Annotated in this window: 14 protein-coding genes and 8 tRNA genes; 14 read left to right on the forward strand and 8 right to left on the reverse strand. The window is 37.8% G+C overall.

All coding sequences use genetic code 11. The annotated features are described in order from the left end of the window. Positions 1-132: 132 nt before the first annotated feature. The 5 genes from KP713_RS08760 to KP713_RS08780 all read right to left on the reverse strand — a co-directional run bounded on the left by KP713_RS08760 (position 133) and on the right by KP713_RS08780 (position 2,900). Positions 133-209 (reverse strand) — tRNA-Pro (locus KP713_RS08760). Positions 210-230: 21 nt separating this feature from the next. Continuing rightward, positions 231-306, reverse strand: a tRNA-His gene (locus KP713_RS08765). 26 nt (positions 307-332) lie between these two features. Further along, positions 333-409 (reverse strand) — tRNA-Arg (locus KP713_RS08770). A 148-nt stretch (positions 410-557) separates the two neighbouring features. Further along, complete coding sequence (rlmKL, locus tag KP713_RS08775; protein WP_215770417.1) at positions 558-2,693, reverse strand: bifunctional 23S rRNA (guanine(2069)-N(7))-methyltransferase RlmK/23S rRNA (guanine(2445)-N(2))-methyltransferase RlmL; 2,136 nt, start codon at positions 2,691-2,693, stop codon at positions 558-560. A 130-nt stretch (positions 2,694-2,823) separates the two neighbouring features. Continuing rightward, positions 2,824-2,900 (reverse strand) — tRNA-Met (locus tag KP713_RS08780). Between the two features lie 185 nt (positions 2,901-3,085). Here KP713_RS08780 and mltA point away from each other — a divergent pair. The 3 genes from mltA (at position 3,086) to znuA (ending at position 6,158) form a co-directional block, all read left to right on the forward strand. Further along, on the forward strand, positions 3,086-4,198 hold the full coding sequence (gene mltA / locus KP713_RS08785; protein WP_215770418.1) for a murein transglycosylase A: 1,113 nt from the start codon (positions 3,086-3,088) through the stop codon (positions 4,196-4,198). Further along, the gene (gene tcdA, locus KP713_RS08790; RefSeq protein ID WP_215770419.1) at positions 4,198-4,968 is read left to right on the forward strand and encodes a tRNA cyclic N6-threonylcarbamoyladenosine(37) synthase TcdA; all 771 of its coding nucleotides are present in this window, start codon (positions 4,198-4,200) and stop codon (positions 4,966-4,968) included. Before mltA ends, tcdA begins: the two co-directional genes overlap by 1 nt. Positions 4,969-5,147: 179 nt before the next feature. Further along, entirely contained in the window at positions 5,148-6,158 is a 1,011-nt protein-coding gene (gene znuA / locus KP713_RS08795; RefSeq protein WP_215770420.1) for a zinc ABC transporter substrate-binding protein ZnuA, read from the forward strand. A 49-nt stretch (positions 6,159-6,207) separates the two neighbouring features. Here the strand turns inward: znuA and KP713_RS08800 are convergent, their stop codons facing one another. Further along, complete coding sequence (locus KP713_RS08800) at positions 6,208-6,714, reverse strand: DUF2301 domain-containing membrane protein (protein WP_204713609.1); 507 nt, start codon at positions 6,712-6,714, stop codon at positions 6,208-6,210. Between the two features lie 106 nt (positions 6,715-6,820). Next, positions 6,821-8,182 (reverse strand): UDP-N-acetylmuramate:L-alanyl-gamma-D-glutamyl-meso-diaminopimelate ligase, encoded by a 1,362-nt coding sequence (gene mpl / locus KP713_RS08805; RefSeq protein WP_140527078.1) that lies wholly within the window; start codon positions 8,180-8,182, stop codon positions 6,821-6,823. A 163-nt stretch (positions 8,183-8,345) separates the two neighbouring features. On the opposite strand from mpl, the gene KP713_RS08810 reads away from it, so the two are divergent. After that, positions 8,346-8,897 (forward strand): hypothetical protein, encoded by a 552-nt coding sequence (locus KP713_RS08810; RefSeq protein ID WP_140527080.1) that lies wholly within the window; start codon positions 8,346-8,348, stop codon positions 8,895-8,897. Positions 8,898-8,945: 48 nt separating this feature from the next. Here KP713_RS08810 and metC read toward each other — a convergent pair whose 3' ends face one another. Then, positions 8,946-10,133 carry a cystathionine beta-lyase gene (gene metC, locus KP713_RS08815; RefSeq protein ID WP_140527082.1) on the reverse strand — a complete coding sequence of 396 codons (1,188 nt, stop codon included), beginning with the start codon at positions 10,131-10,133 and terminating at the stop codon, positions 8,946-8,948. Between the two features lie 136 nt (positions 10,134-10,269). Between metC and KP713_RS08820 the strand changes: the two genes are divergently transcribed. The 10 genes from KP713_RS08820 to iscU all read left to right on the forward strand — a co-directional run bounded on the left by KP713_RS08820 (position 10,270) and on the right by iscU (position 15,148). After that, a complete protein-coding gene (locus KP713_RS08820; RefSeq protein ID WP_140527084.1) occupies positions 10,270-10,872 on the forward strand; it encodes a peroxiredoxin C in 603 nt (200 codons plus the stop codon). A 100-nt stretch (positions 10,873-10,972) separates the two neighbouring features. Further along, the gene (pgsA, locus tag KP713_RS08825) at positions 10,973-11,530 is read left to right on the forward strand and encodes a CDP-diacylglycerol--glycerol-3-phosphate 3-phosphatidyltransferase (RefSeq protein WP_140527086.1); all 558 of its coding nucleotides are present in this window, start codon (positions 10,973-10,975) and stop codon (positions 11,528-11,530) included. A 154-nt stretch (positions 11,531-11,684) separates the two neighbouring features. Continuing rightward, a tRNA-Gly gene (locus KP713_RS08830) sits at positions 11,685-11,760 on the forward strand. Between the two features lie 4 nt (positions 11,761-11,764). Beyond that, positions 11,765-11,851 (forward strand) — tRNA-Leu (locus tag KP713_RS08835). A gap of 47 nt (positions 11,852-11,898) precedes the next feature. After that, positions 11,899-11,974 (forward strand) — tRNA-Lys (locus KP713_RS08840). 23 nt (positions 11,975-11,997) lie between these two features. Continuing rightward, a tRNA-Lys gene (locus KP713_RS08845) sits at positions 11,998-12,073 on the forward strand. A gap of 116 nt (positions 12,074-12,189) precedes the next feature. Then, positions 12,190-12,909 carry a tRNA (cytosine(32)/uridine(32)-2'-O)-methyltransferase TrmJ gene (trmJ, locus tag KP713_RS08850; protein WP_140523669.1) on the forward strand — a complete coding sequence of 240 codons (720 nt, stop codon included), beginning with the start codon at positions 12,190-12,192 and terminating at the stop codon, positions 12,907-12,909. 56 nt (positions 12,910-12,965) lie between these two features. Then, positions 12,966-13,421 carry a Fe-S cluster assembly transcriptional regulator IscR gene (gene iscR / locus KP713_RS08855; RefSeq protein WP_005630093.1) on the forward strand — a complete coding sequence of 152 codons (456 nt, stop codon included), beginning with the start codon at positions 12,966-12,968 and terminating at the stop codon, positions 13,419-13,421. Positions 13,422-13,492: 71 nt separating this feature from the next. Beyond that, a complete protein-coding gene (locus KP713_RS08860; RefSeq protein ID WP_005630094.1) occupies positions 13,493-14,707 on the forward strand; it encodes an IscS subfamily cysteine desulfurase in 1,215 nt (404 codons plus the stop codon). A gap of 57 nt (positions 14,708-14,764) precedes the next feature. Next, positions 14,765-15,148, forward strand: coding sequence for a Fe-S cluster assembly scaffold IscU (gene iscU / locus KP713_RS08865; protein WP_005626962.1), 384 nt, complete (start codon positions 14,765-14,767; stop codon positions 15,146-15,148). Positions 15,149-15,162 lie beyond the last annotated feature (14 nt).

Here is a 15,162-nt window from a genome sequence, read left to right on the forward strand (position 1 = left end):
CTACTTAAAAAGTAATTATGAATTTTCAGTTAAGCACCTATTAAGACTTCAAAATTAAAAATATTTTAAAACAAGTCAATCAACAAGTGCCCACACAGATTGTCTGATATATTGTTAAAGAGCAAAATAAAGTGGTCGGCGAGATAGGATTTGAACCTACGACCCACTGGTCCCAAACCAGTTGCGCTACCAAGCTGCGCTACTCGCCGTCAGATCTTATAAAGATAAGATGGGGTGGCTAATGGGATTCGAACCCACGACAACTGGAATCACAATCCAGGGCTCTACCAACTGAGCTATAGCCACCATTAAAAGTTGTTATTGCACTGACCTGGCGCGCTCGACAAGATTCGAACTTGCGACCTTTGGCTCCGGAGGCCAACGCTCTATCCAACTGAGCTACGAACGCGTTATTGCGTCGTTGCGGAGGCGTATATTAATGATTTAACAAAACCTTGTCTAGCACTTTTTGAAAAAAAATGTTTGAGCGATAGTTTTTTATTCAGTTTGTTTAAAATTCACTATTTTTTCGACTATTTTTATAACTTGGGAAATCATTATATATGTTGAATTATCCAACAATTATGAATTTGTTTATTACGTTCAAAATCTAGTGGTAATGTTTTATGCGAAATTTCTACCGAACTTAAACCTAATTCTTCCAACGCAACTAAATTCATTTTGAATCCACGTTTATTATTCGAAAAAACAATTGTACCATTATTCGATAAAACTCGTTTTAGGTTGCTCATTAATTTCACATGATCTCGTTGAACATCCCAACTCTCTTCCATACGTTTAGAATTCGAAAACGTCGGTGGATCCACAAATATCAAATCAAATTGACGCTCACATTTTTCTAGCCATTGAAGGCAATCTGCTTGAATTAATTTATGTTGTTTACCTTCAATATCATTCAAAATAAGATTTTGCTCCGCCCAATTAAGATAAGTATTGGACATATCAACGGTAGTTGTCGATTTAGCACCACCAAGTGCTGCATGAACAGTTGCTGAGCCAGTATAAGCAAATAAGTTTAAGAAATCTTTACCTTTTGCCAACTCTCCAATCATTTTTCTTGTTAAACGGTGATCTAAGAATAAGCCAGTGTCTAAATAATCGGTCAAATTTACCCAAAGTTGCACGCCATATTCATTCACATAAAAGTATTCACCTTTATTGGCTAGTTTCTCATATTGGTTAGTACCTTTTTGTTTCTGACGAACTTTGAGGATTAGCTTATTCGTTTCCACACCTGTAACGTGCAAAGTTGCAGTAACAGCATCTAATAAACGTTGACGCGCTTTATTTTCATCAATATTTTTCGGCGCAGCATATTCTTGCACAACAATGTAATCTGCATAACGATCGACGGCTAAATTATATTCAGGCAAATCGGCATCATATAAACGATAAGCGTCTAATCCTTGCTGCTTTGCCCATTTGCTAATTTTCTTAATATTTTTTTGTAATCGATTAGCAAAATCAGTTGCCACCTCCGAAGTGCGGTTAAATTCTAGTTCATTTTCGACTTGAATTTCGTTAGATTTTCGTTCTGAAACTTGATAATTCTTCTGCACACAATCTAATGGGCCATTTTTTGCTTTAAACTGTCGGCAGGCACGCATTCTCAAACAATCAAGCAATGTGGATTCGCTACTAAAAACAGAAACATTCCAACCGCAAAATTCTTTTTTAAGTCTTTGCCCAAATACAGAATAGAGCGCGATTAAAGCTGGGGTTGTGCCTAAACGTTCACCATAAGGTGGATTACAGATAACCGTACCAACTTCATTTATGCTAGGATTTTTCAACGCTGCAACATCACCTTGTTGCCATTTAATTAAATGTGAAACACCTGCATTTTGTGCATTTTTCTGCGCCTTTTTTAATACGCGGTGATCGAGGTCAAATCCATAAAAGTGCGGTTGAATTTCACTTTGTTTTTCTTCTGCTAATTCAATCGCTTCATTTTTTACTTTTTCCCAAGCTGATTGATTATGCGATTTCCAAAAATCAAATCCCCAATGTAAACGATAAAGTTGCGGCGCAATTTTGGCTTCCATTTGTGCAGCTTCAATTAAAAGCGTGCCTGAACCACACATTGGATCTACTAATGGAGAACCTGCTTGCCAACCTGAACGCATAACAATTGCCGCCGCTAGAGTTTCACGTAAAGGCGCTTGACCTGCATCTTCACGATAGCCTCGCAAATGTAATGCTTCCCCACTTAAATCTAAAGAAATCACTAAATTTTCACGATTCAAATAAGCATGAATACGTACGTCCGGCTGAATTTTATCTACATCAGGGCGAGTTTTACCTTGACGTTCAAAGTAATCGACAATTCCATCTTTAACGCGCATCGCACCAAATTGAGTATGACGAATTTCTTGGTTGGTTCCATTAAAATTTACAAAGAATGTAATTCGTTCATCAAATTGCGCTAACCAATTAAAGCCTGAAACAGCCGCATAAAGATCCAAATCACTGTAAACCTTGGTTTCAATCAAAGGAAATAAAATGCGTGAAGCAAGGCGTGACCAAAGCAAAGTGCGGTATAAAGTTTCGTCATCAGCTTGATAATGAACGCCACCTTGAACCACTTTTGCCTCTTGTGCGCCAAGTTCAGTGAGTTCAACTTTTAATAATTCTTCAAAGCCACGAGAAGTCGTTGCAAATAATTGTTTCATTTAGGTACCGGTTTTGAAAATTTTGAGGGATTATAGCATAGAAAAAGATGATCTAATTGAGATCATCATAGCGAGTTAAAGCGTAAAAAGAAAAGCCCTGATTTTATTAAATCAGGGCTTTAGAATTTGTTGGTTGCGGGGGCCGGATTTGAACCGACGGCCTTCGGGTTATGAGCCCGACGAGCTACCAAGCTGCTCCACCCCGCGTCTGATGTAGTGCACTATACGCTATTAATATTTTTTTGCAAGAATTAAACCAAAGTTTATGTTTCATTTGTTAATAAAATGTTCAATGTGAGTTTTTATTAATCAGCTTGACTAAATAACACTGGTCGTTTTGAAGGATTTTTGATAGCGTATGCAGCCTTATTGAAGCTTATTTAGGATTAAAAATGTCAGTTCGAAAATTTTTCTCATTAAAAACATTTTCTATTGCAGTGACAACCGCACTTTTAGTTGCCTGTGGTTCTTCTAATACAACAAAAACTCAAATCCCCACCACCTCAAATGGCAGCGATCCTCAACAATTTGGTGCGAAATATTCGGGTCGTAATTATCAACAAGCTGTGTTTATGCCAGTTTCTCAAGTTGAAAACCAAAGTGCGGTCATTAATCAGGGCGATTTTTTAACGCAACTTTCAAATGTACAAAGTTATTCAAGCAAACTATCTGATCGTTTCTATGGCAACTATGAAAAAATTACAAACTGGGTACTTTCTGGCGCCAATGTAAGTAAGCTTTCTAAATTTGGCATTCACCCGCAAATTATGCGCGGGTTCGATGGATATCAAAATGTTTTAATGACAGGCTACTACTCTCCAGTCCTTCATGCACGCCGTTCACCGCAAGGTCAATTCCAAAATCCAATTTATCGCATGCCAGCAAATAAACGTTTTAGCCGTGCGCAAATCTATGCCGGTGCATTAGCGGGGCAAGGATTAGAATTAGCGTATAGTGATTCCATGTTAGAGAACTTTTTACTTGGGGTACAAGGCAGCGGTTATGTAGATTTTGGTGATGGCAACCTTAATTACTTCGCCTATGCAGGACAAAATGGCTTTCCTTACACCGCCGTTGGTCGTTTATTAGTTGAAGATGGTGAAGTACCAAAAGAGAAAATGTCTATTCAAGCAATTCGTGAATGGGGCAATCGTAATCCATCTCGTGTACAAAGTTTGTTAGAACGTAATTCTTCTTATGTATTCTTCAAAAATGATCCAAGTGGCAAAGTAAAAGGTTCTGCAGGCGTACCACTTGTACCAATGGCTTCTGTGGCATCAGATCGTAGCGTTGTACCATCTGGTACTGTTCTTTTGGTCGAAGTGCCTGACATTGATAATAACGGAAACTGGCTTGGTACACACAAATTGCATTTAATGGTTGCACTTGATGTGGGCGGTGCGGTGAAAGGCCACCACTTTGACTTATATCGTGGCATTGGTGATCAAGCAGGCCATATTGCAGGATTATCCAAACACTATGGCCGAGTATGGGTGTTGCAATAATGGCTCCAGTGGACAATTATGAACAGCGATTTGGCGGTATTGGTCGACTTTATACACCTGATGGACTCGCGCGCTTACGCAAAGCCCATATTTGCGTAATAGGCATTGGAGGCGTGGGTTCTTGGGTCGTAGAGGCCTTAGCACGTTCAGGCATTGGTGAGCTCACATTAATTGATATGGATGATATTTGCGTCACGAATATCAACCGCCAACTTCCTGCGATGAGCGGCACAATCGGCAAACTAAAAACTGAAGTCATGTCAGAGCGAGTAAAATTAATTAACCCAGAATGTACCGTCAACATTATTGATGACTTTATATCACCAGAGAATCAATCGGACTATCTCAATCGAGGCTATGACTATGTCATTGATGCCATTGACAATGTGAGAACTAAAGCATCGCTGATTGCTTATTGTAAACGCAACAAAATTAATGTGATTACTATTGGTGGTGCTGGCGGTCAAACTGATCCAACCCAAATTCAAATTGCCGATCTTAGTAAAACCATTCAAGATCCACTTCTAGCCAAAGTGCGGTCGGTTTTACGCAAGGATTACAATTTTAGCCAAAATCCAAAACGCAAATTTAGTATCGATGCGGTATTTTCAACACAACCTCTAATATTCCCACAAATGACTGAAGGTTGTGCAATTTCTGCCACAATGAATTGCGCAAACGGATTTGGCGCAGCCACGATGATTACGGCAACCTTTGGTTTTTTTGCTGTTTCTCGTGTAATAGATAAATTACTAAAGAAAAAATCTTAATCTCCTCTTGAAAATGCACATTGACCATCAATGTGCATTTTTTTATCGAATGAAACCTATTTACTTTGAAAATGAAAAATTTTCCCCTCAAGTTCTCTATAAAATCGTTGCAATTTATATAAAAAGGCGTAGTCTTTTTCCCTTTGAGAATTATTACTAACAAGTAAGGAAACAGAAATATGAAAAAACTTTTAAAAATTAGCGCCGTTTCTGCCGCACTTTTAAGTGCGCCAATGATGGCGAATGCCGATGTATTGGCATCAGTAAAACCTTTAGGCTTTATTGTTTCATCTATTGCAGATGGCGTAACTGGCACACAAGTCCTTGTTCCTGCTGGAGCATCTCCGCATGACTACAATTTGAAATTATCTGATATTCAAAAAGTAAAATCTGCAGATTTAGTTGTATGGATTGGTGAAGATGTTGATTCATTCTTAGACAAACCAATTAGCCAAATTGAACGTAAAAAAGTGATTACCATTGCCGATCTTGCGGATGTTGAACCTTTATTAAGTCAAGCTCACCACGAGCATTTCCATGAAGATGGCGATCACGATCATAAACATGAGCATGAGCACAAACACGAACATGAACACGGCCATGATCATAAGCACGAGCATGAACATCACGATCACGACCATGATCACGATCACCATGATCATGACGAAGGTTTAACAACAAACTGGCACGTTTGGTATTCTCCAGCTATCAGCAAAATTGTTGCACAAAAAGTAGCGGATAAATTAACTGCACAATTCCCAGATAAAAAAGATTTGATTGCACAAAATCTTTCAGATTTTAACCGCACTTTGACAGAACAAGGTGAAAAAATCACAGCACAACTTGCGAACGTTAAAGATAAAGGTTTCTACGTTTTCCACGATGCTTATGGTTATTTCAACGATGCTTATGGATTAAAACAAACGGGTTACTTCACCATTAATCCATTAGTGGCACCGGGTGCAAAAACCTTAGCGCACATTAAAGAAGAAATCGCAGAACATAAAGTAAATTGCTTATTCGCAGAACCACAATTTACGCCGAAAGTGATTGAATCTTTAGCACAAAATACTAAAGTCAATGTAGGACAACTCGACCCAATTGGCGATAAAGTCACTTTAGGCAAAAATTCTTATGCAACATTCTTGCAATCTACTGCAGATAGTTACATGGAATGCTTAGCTAAATAAACCATTCTAAAAACAATGACCGCACATAAAAGTGCGGTCATTTTCTTTTCTAAATTTGATATTTTGTTTTATCTCCAATATCAAAATGCAAAGGCATTCGCCATTTTTGTATCGCTAAAACTAAAAGTAATACACCAGAAATAATAGAAAAAATGCGTAATGCGATAAGATTATTTAACACCCATGAAAACCACAAGCAAGCCACAAATATCGGCTGTAAATTTAGCAAAGGTACCCGGAAACAAAAATATTCTTTAAAACACAAACCACCTAAAGTAAGTAACGTACCGCCAAGGGCTAAAGCTGGATAATGATTAATATAAAAAAGTAATCCTATCCAAGTAGCAAATTGAAAAAGTAATCGGAAGGATTTGAGATAAATATGTAATGAAGAGGCACAGCAAGTTGCCGCAATTAATATAAATGTGAGCGATAAATCTGGATACCAACTCATGGCAAGAATAGAAAACGCAGCTATCACAAATCCAGAGCGATAAATAATGACGGTCAGATTATCTAAAAAATCCATCGGTGATTTAATATGTGGATCAGCCATTCTACAAAGATTCCTTTTATAAAAAACAAATTAAAAATAAATGTTACGTTAACTCAATAAAAGTGCGGTCAACTTAAAAACATTTTCTAAATTAACCGCACTTTGATTATTTCTGTTTAAGCTTATCAAGAATTTTTTGATGAATGCCACCAAAACTGCCGTTAGACATCACCAAAATATGATCTGTAGGTTGGGCCTCAGCGACAATCATATCGACTAATCGATCTAAATTTGCATTCCAATAGGCAGGTTGTACACATTGGTTTGCAATATCTGCTACTTCCCAAGGAAGTTGTTCTGGTTGAAGCATAAACACTTCATCAGCTCGACCAAGAGCAGGTGCAATTTCATCTTTATGAACACCCATTTTCATTGTGTTAGAACGAGGTTCAAGCACTGCAAGAATTCGCACACCTCCCCCCACTTTATCTCGTAAAGCGGTTAGCGTAGCGAGAATAGCTTCTGGATGATGAGCAAAATCATCATAAACGGTGATGCTATTAACTTCGCCTTTTACTTCTAAACGACGTTTAGCATTTACAAAAGATCCTAATGCTTTACATGCCTCTTCAATAGACACACCCGCATGATGAGCAGCTGCGATTGCCATTAAAGCATTATGCATATTATGTTGTCCCACTACATTCCATTTTACTTCAGCCACTTTTTCACCATGATGGAAAACCGCAAAATGTGAGGCATCATTTGTAATACGCTCAGCAAACCACTCACTATCTTTGCCTAAAAATTGTTGCTGCGACCAACATCCCAATGCCAGCGTTTCTTTTGCGCTTTGTTCACTCGCCGAACTTAATACCAAACCACTTGCCGGAATAGTTCGAATCATATGATGAAATTGGCGTTGGATCGCTTTGAGATCATCAAAAATATCTGCATGATCAAAACTAATGTTATTTACGATAAGTGTACGCGGATTGTAATGTACAAATTTCGAACGTTTATCAAAGAAAGCTGTATCATATTCATCAGCTTCAATAACAAAATAAGGACTGTCTCCTAAACGAGCTGAAATGCCAAAATTACCGGCAATACCACCGATTAAAAAGCCTGGTTTTAATCCATTTTGTTCTAAGATCCACGTTAGCATGCCTGTTGTGGTTGTCTTTCCATGCGTACCAGAAACCGCCAATACCCAACGATCGCGTAATAAATGATCATGTAACCATTGAGGACCAGATGTGTATTTCAAATTATTTTCTAACACATATTCTACGCAAGGATTACCGCGCTTCATCGCATTACCAATGATTACCATGTCAGGCGCAGGTTGTAATTGTGCAACATCATAATTTGAAATAATCTGAATACCTTGCTCTTCTAAAAAAGTGCTCATTGGAGGGTAAACATTAGTATCGGAACCCGTCACGTGATAGCCCATTTGTTTAGCAATCATCGCCACGCCGCCCATAAATGTCCCACAAATACCTAAGATATGAATATGTTTCATTGTACTTCTCTACTTAACTTATCAAGAAAAATGAAAAGTATAATAAAACAACTTCTATGAACTTTCAAAATAAAAGACTGTCATAAAGGCTCACATAGGCTATAATTGGGCCCTTAAAAAACGAGTACAACTTAACTAACAAAATATAATGAAGGAATTTACAATGAAATTTAATAAATCATTTCTTTTCGCAAGTATCATTGCAGGTTCAATTGCATTAACAGCTTGTAACGATAAAGAAGAAAAAGTAGCAGAAAAACCTGCAACAACAGAAACTACTCAACCGGCTCAACAAACAGTACAACAACCTCAAGTAAAAACGGATGATTTAGTCACTCAAGCAAATGCAGAGTTTCTAAAAGTTGCGAATGTAAAAGTAACAAATGTTTCTGTAACAGATGATTTAAAATCGTTTTCTATCACTTATGAAATTACAAACTTAAGTGATAAAGCTATTTTAGAAGCGCAATGGTTAACTGTTTATAAAGAAAATAATCAACCATTCTATGTAGCAAATCTTCCAGCATTACAATTTGGAAAAACAATTGCACCAAAAGCTAGCGAAACAGTAACATTATCAACAACTGAAGAAGCTGTGCTTTCACAAATTCGCCCGCACTTGCAACAAGGGAAAAATATCCAAGTAGACATTATCGGGACTTCAGTACATTTTGCTGACGGTTCGAAAGTTGGCTTGGTGTCACAACAAAAATAATCCTATAAAAAATGCCTGTGTAAAACAGGCATTTTTTTATCCGCACTTTTAGGCAATTCGCTCAAATCCAGCTTTTAAATCTGCAACCAATTCATCTACATCTTCAAAGCCGATATGCACACGAATTAATGAACCTGTAAGGTTACGTTTAATATTTGGACGAATATGTGCAATTTCTTCTGGTTGATTACAAAGAATTAAAGACTCAAATCCTCCCCATGAATAAGCCATAGTGAAAAGTTGAAAATGATCCATGAAATTTGAGACTTGTTCCGATGTCAATCGCTTAGTTAGTTCAAAAGAAAATAAGCCACTGCTACCACTAAAGTCTCGTAAAAAGAATTCATGACCAGGGCAACTTGGTAAGGCTGGATGGTACACAGTTTTTACTTCAGGTTGCTCACTCAACCATTTTGCTACTTTAATACTGCTTTCCTGATGTTGTTTTAACCGTACACCCAATGTACGAATACCACGAGCAGTCGTATAAGCAGAATCCGCATCCACCATCTGCCCCATTAAATAGGAATGTTCTCTAAGTTGATCCCAAGTTCGCGCATTCGCAACGGCAGTACCAATCATAATATCAGAATGCCCTACTAAATATTTCGTCCCCGCTTGGATAGAAATATCAATATCATACTCTAACGCTTTAAATAGAACACCTGCCGACCAAGTATTATCAATCATAATCACAATATTAGGGTTCACCGTTCTTGCAGCCTTCACAATAGTCGGAATATCGGGAATTTCCATTGTGATAGAACTCGGTGCCTCCAAAAAAAGTACTTTTGTATTCGGTTGAATAAGCGTTGCAATATCAGCACCAATAAGAGGATCGTAATAAGTTGTATCGATCTGCATTTTTTTCAGCACAATATTACAGAAATCTTGGGTTGGCTCGTAAGCTGCACCACTCATTAATACATGATCGCCACTTTTTACAAAAGAAAGAATCGAATTAGTTACTGCTGCTGCACCACAAGGATAAAGATAACAGCCTGCGCCCCCCTCCATTTCACACATTAAATCTTGTAACGCAAAATGTGTTAGCGTTCCTCTTCTGCCATAAAATAATTCGCCTTTTGCTCTATGTTGAGTGGCATGTTTTTTATCTTCAATACTGTCAAATACTAATGAAGAAGCTCGCTGTAAAACGGGGTTTACGGATCCTTGTGAAAAGCGTTTTTTACGCCCTGCATGGACAAATATTGTTGATAGATTGTGTTGTTGCATATTTCCACCTTATTTTAGATAAGATTAATTGCTTTAATAGATAAAATCGAGTATAAAATGTCGGCGTTTCAAATAGAACCGCGCCGCTATTTTGTGTGGCAAAACTTTAACTTAACTTTATATAGGAATTATGACTATGGTATTAGTAACCCGTCAAGCACCAGATTTTACTTCATCTGCTGTATTAGGCAATGGCGAAATCGTTGATAACTTCAACTTTAAAAAACACATTGCTGGAAAAGCTGCAGTAATCTTTTTCTACCCATTAGACTTTACCTTTGTTTGCCCTTCTGAGTTAATCGCATTTGACCACCGTTATGAAGAATTCAAAAAACGTGGCGTAGAAGTAGTTGGTGTTTCTATCGACTCTCAATTCACTCACAATGCATGGCGTAACACCCCAACTGAAAATGGTGGTATCGGCCAAGTTAAATATGCATTAGCAGCGGACGTAAAACACGAAATCGCTCAAGCATACGGTATTGAACATCCAGAAGAGGGCGTTGCATTACGCGCTTCATTCTTAATCGACAAAAATGGGGTTGTTCGTCACCAAGTAGTAAACGATCTTCCATTAGGTCGTAACATCGATGAAATGTTACGTATGGTTGACGCATTACAATTCCACGAAGATCACGGTGAAGTTTGCCCTGCTCAATGGGAAAAAGGTAAAGAAGGGATGAAAGATAACCCTGAAGGCGTTGCAAAATACTTAAAACAAAACGCTGATAAACTTTAATCCGTAATTATTTACAAGAAAGCCACATAATGTGGCTTTTTTTATATTCTTAGATACTTTAGAATAGGTGTATCTCTAACACCAAGAGCGGTTCATTTCTATGAAATTTAATATTCCTATTTTCCTAACGATATTTCGCGTAATCCTGATTCCGTTTTTCGTGATTGCATTTTATTTACCTATCGAATCCTCCCCTTTTATTACTACATTCATATTCTTTATTGCCGGTGTTACTGATTGGCTTGATGGTTATTTGGCTCGTAAATGGAAACAAACTACAAGATTTGGCGCTTTTTTAGATCCTGTTGCAGATAAAGTAATGGTTGTCGCCGCCTTGGTTCTCATCGTTGAATATCAACACTCTCTTTGGATTACGATTCCTGCCATTATTATGATTTCTCGCGAAATTATTATTTCCGCATTACGTGAATGGATGGCTGAACTAGGAGAGCGTAGTAAAGTCGCTGTCTCTTGGTGGGGAAAATGGAAAACAACCGCACAAATGTTAGCCCTAGGCGGATTATTATGGCGTTACAATAATTATATGGAAATTGCCGCTATAATCTTGCTTTACATCGCAGCCATTTTAACAGTATGGTCAATGATCCAATATTTACAGGCAGCAAGAGGTAGCCTACTAGATGACCTAAAACTCTAATTTTGGATAAAGTGCAATATTTTCTACCGTACTTTTATTATTTTGTCTTATTTTTAATCAAACAAAGCTTTTTTTTATTTTTTCATTTGACACAAGACTATAAAACCGTAAAATACGCCCCGTTATCAAGCAGCAATGCTGATTAGCGATAAATGCGGGAATAGCTCAGTTGGTAGAGCACGACCTTGCCAAGGTCGGGGTCGCGAGTTCGAGCCTCGTTTCCCGCTCCAATTTGCCCGAGTGGTGGAATCGGTAGACACAAGGGATTTAAAATCCCTCGCCTTTCGAGGCGTGCCAGTTCAAGTCTGGCTTCGGGCACCATTTAAAACCAAATCTGAAGATTTTAAAAATATTTAAAATCAATTTATGGGTCGTTAGCTCAGTCGGTAGAGCAGCGGACTTTTAATCCGTTGGTCGAAGGTTCGAATCCTTCACGACCCACCACTCTCTGATTTAGTTGTCCAGTTGGGTTGTTAGCTCAGTTGGTAGAGCAGCGGACTCTTAATCCGTCGGTCGAGAGTTCGAGCCTCTCACAACCCACCATGCTTATTTTTATTATTCATCTCTAATATTTTAAATTTCTTTAATTTGCTTAAATTCTTGACTATTTTTAGCGGTTATTGTGGTAGAATACCCTTAAATTTTAGTCGGGCATCATTATGTTGGAAAATATTCGTATTGTTTTAATTGAGACTTCGCATAGCGGTAATATTGGTTCTGCTGCTAGAGCAATGAAAACAATGGGATTGGTCCAGCTTTGTCTTGTTTCACCAAAATCTGTTGATGAACAATCTTATGCTCTTTCAGCTGGCGCAGAAGATATTGTAAAAAATGCTAGGGTTGTCGATAGTTTTGATGAAGCAGTCGATGATTGCTCTTTAGTGATTGGTACAAGTGCTCGTTTACGTCATTTACAAAGTACATTGATCGAGCCTCGAGAATGCGCGGGGAAAGTTGTAGCGCATGAAGGCAAGATAGCTATTGTGTTTGGTCGTGAACGTATTGGATTAACGAATGAAGAATTGTTGAAATGTCATTACCATTTAAATATTCCGGCTAATCCTGATTATTCTTCTTTAAATTTAGCAATGGCGGTACAGTTGGTAAGCTATGAATTGCGCATGGCATTTTTAGCTCAAGATAAGAAGGAAAATTCACTTTCTTTAATAGAACAAAGCTATCCAACGGCAGAACAACTCGCTTATTTTTTTGAGCATACTGAGCGTGTATATCAGTCACTAGGATTCATTCAAAATCAAGGTGTTATGAATAAATTAAAGCGTTTATATTATCGTGCTCAACTTGAAAAAAATGAATTAAATATTTTAAACGGCATGCTAAGTGCGGTCGAAAAACGAATTAATCTTGATTTAGATTAATTGACTGATTTAGTAGGATATGTAAATATTGCAACATCACTTTTTAGGAACACTTTATGAAACTTACATCGAAAGGTCGTTATGCAGTCACTGCGGTTTTAGATATCGCTTTAAATGCAGAAAAAGGTCCTGTGAGCCTTGCAGATATTTCTGAACGTCAACATATTTCGTTATCTTATTTAGAACAACTTTTTGCTAAATTACGTCGTGATGGATTAGTAAAAAGTGTTCGTGGACCTGGTGGAGGTTATCAGCTAGGTTTACCAAGTGACCAAATTTCAGTGGGAATGATTATTTCAGCGGTAAATGAAAATATTCATGTGACAAAATGTCTTGGTCGTGGAAATTGTCAAAATGGCGTAGAATGTTTAACTCATACATTGTGGGAAGATCTGAGTAATCGCATTGAAAGTTTTCTCAATGAAATTACTTTGGCTGAATTGGTGAGTAAACGTGAGTCAAAACGCCAAACTCATAGCGATTTTGAGAATTTATTAATTGTTAATCAATAAAGGAAAGTAGTCCGTACAGTGCAAAATGCATTAAAAGTGCGGTCAAATTTAGAATGATTTAGGAGTGAAAAATGAAATTACCTATTTATTTAGACTATGCAGCAACTTGTCCTGTGGACGAGCGTGTTGCGAAGAAAATGATGGAATTTTTAACCATTGACGGTACATTCGGTAACCCAGCTTCTCGCTCGCATAAATTTGGTTGGCAAGCAGAAGAAGCTGTAGATGTGGCTCGTAATCAAATTGCGGATCTTATTGGTGCCGATTCTCGTGAAATTGTGTTTACTTCTGGTGCGACAGAATCAGATAACCTTGCAATTAAGGGTGCTGCGCATTTTTACCAAACTAAAGGTAAACATATCATCACTTGCAAAACTGAGCATAAAGCCGTCTTAGATACTTGTCGTCAATTAGAGCGCGAAGGTTTTGAAGTGACCTATTTATCACCCGAGTCTGATGGTTTAATTGATTTAGAAAAATTTAAAGCCGCACTTCGTCCAGATACTATTTTAGTTTCAATTATGCATGCCAATAATGAAATTGGTGTGTTGCAAGATATTAAAGCTATTGGTGAGCTTTGTCGTGCAAATAAAACGATTTTCCATGTGGACGCAACTCAAAGTGTGGGCAAAGTTGCGATTAATTTGGAAGAGTTGCCTGTTGATTTATTATCTATGTCTAGCCATAAACTTTATGGGCCTAAAGGTATTGGTGCGTTATACGTTCGTCGTAAACCACGTATCCGTTTAGAAGCGATTATTCATGGCGGTGGCCATGAGCGTGGTATGCGTTCAGGTACATTACCTGTTCACCAAATCGTGGGAATGGGCGAAGCTTATCGCATTGCAAAAGAAGAAATGGCATCAGAAATGCCTCGTTTAAAAGCGCTTCGTGATCGTTTATATAATGGCTTAAAAGATATTGAAGAAACCTACGTAAATGGCTCAATGGAGCACCGTTTAGATAGTAATTTAAATATTAGCTTTAATTATGTTGAAGGTGAATCTTTAATGATGGCATTGCGTGATATCGCTGTATCTTCTGGTTCTGCTTGTACATCTGCTAGCCTAGAGCCATCTTATGTATTGCGCGCACTTGGTTTAAATGATGAATTGGCACACAGTTCAATTCGTTTTACACTTGGCCGTTACACCACTGAAGAAGAAATTGATTACACCATTAATTTAGTGAAAAGTGCGGTAGAAAAACTTCGTGCATTATCGCCATTATGGGATATGTTTAAAGAAGGCATCGACCTTAGTACAATTGAGTGGTCCGCTCACTAGGATTTAACTGCTATTATTAAATGGCATTTCTCAAGGATTTAAAAAAGGAAAGTTAAAATGGCTTATAGCGAAAAAGTAATCGATCATTATGAAAATCCGCGCAATGTGGGTTCTATGGATAAAAAAGATAGCAATGTTGGTACTGGCATGGTGGGGGCGCCAGCTTGTGGTGATGTAATGCAGTTACAAATTAAAGTAAATGATAACGGCATTATTGAAGATGCAAAATTCAAGACTTATGGTTGTGGTTCTGCTATTGCATCTAGCTCATTAATTACCGAGTGGGTGAAAGGTAAATCTTTAGAAGAAGCTGGCGCTATCAAAAATAGCCAAATTGCAGAAGAGTTAGAATTGCCACCAGTGAAAGTACACTGTTCCATTTTAGCGGAAGATGCAATTAAAGCGGCAATTGCTGATTACAAATCCAAAAAAGGTGAATAATATGAAAAAGTGCG

Origin of the sequence: Haemophilus sp. SZY H36 (genome assembly GCF_018829625.1) — a bacterium.
GTDB classification, from domain to species: Bacteria; Pseudomonadota; Gammaproteobacteria; order Enterobacterales; family Pasteurellaceae; genus Haemophilus; species Haemophilus haemolyticus_K.

Coding starts and splice junctions, on each gene's coding strand:
- pgsA (WP_140527086.1), top strand. CDS start 10,973: ATGAAATTTAATATTCCTATTTTCCTAACGATATTTCGCGTAATCCTG.
- mltA (WP_215770418.1), top strand. CDS start 3,086: ATGTCAGTTCGAAAATTTTTCTCATTAAAAACATTTTCTATTGCAGTG.
- mpl (WP_140527078.1), bottom strand. CDS start 8,182: ATGAAACATATTCATATCTTAGGTATTTGTGGGACATTTATGGGCGGC.
- iscU (WP_005626962.1), top strand. CDS start 14,765: ATGGCTTATAGCGAAAAAGTAATCGATCATTATGAAAATCCGCGCAAT.
- metC (WP_140527082.1), bottom strand. CDS start 10,133: ATGCAACAACACAATCTATCAACAATATTTGTCCATGCAGGGCGTAAA.
- iscR (WP_005630093.1), top strand. CDS start 12,966: ATGAAACTTACATCGAAAGGTCGTTATGCAGTCACTGCGGTTTTAGAT.
- trmJ (WP_140523669.1), top strand. CDS start 12,190: ATGTTGGAAAATATTCGTATTGTTTTAATTGAGACTTCGCATAGCGGT.
- tcdA (WP_215770419.1), top strand. CDS start 4,198: ATGGCTCCAGTGGACAATTATGAACAGCGATTTGGCGGTATTGGTCGA.
- KP713_RS08810 (WP_140527080.1), top strand. CDS start 8,346: ATGAAATTTAATAAATCATTTCTTTTCGCAAGTATCATTGCAGGTTCA.
- rlmKL (WP_215770417.1), bottom strand. CDS start 2,693: ATGAAACAATTATTTGCAACGACTTCTCGTGGCTTTGAAGAATTATTA.
- KP713_RS08800 (WP_204713609.1), bottom strand. CDS start 6,714: ATGGCTGATCCACATATTAAATCACCGATGGATTTTTTAGATAATCTG.
- KP713_RS08820 (WP_140527084.1), top strand. CDS start 10,270: ATGGTATTAGTAACCCGTCAAGCACCAGATTTTACTTCATCTGCTGTA.
- KP713_RS08860 (WP_005630094.1), top strand. CDS start 13,493: ATGAAATTACCTATTTATTTAGACTATGCAGCAACTTGTCCTGTGGAC.
- znuA (WP_215770420.1), top strand. CDS start 5,148: ATGAAAAAACTTTTAAAAATTAGCGCCGTTTCTGCCGCACTTTTAAGT.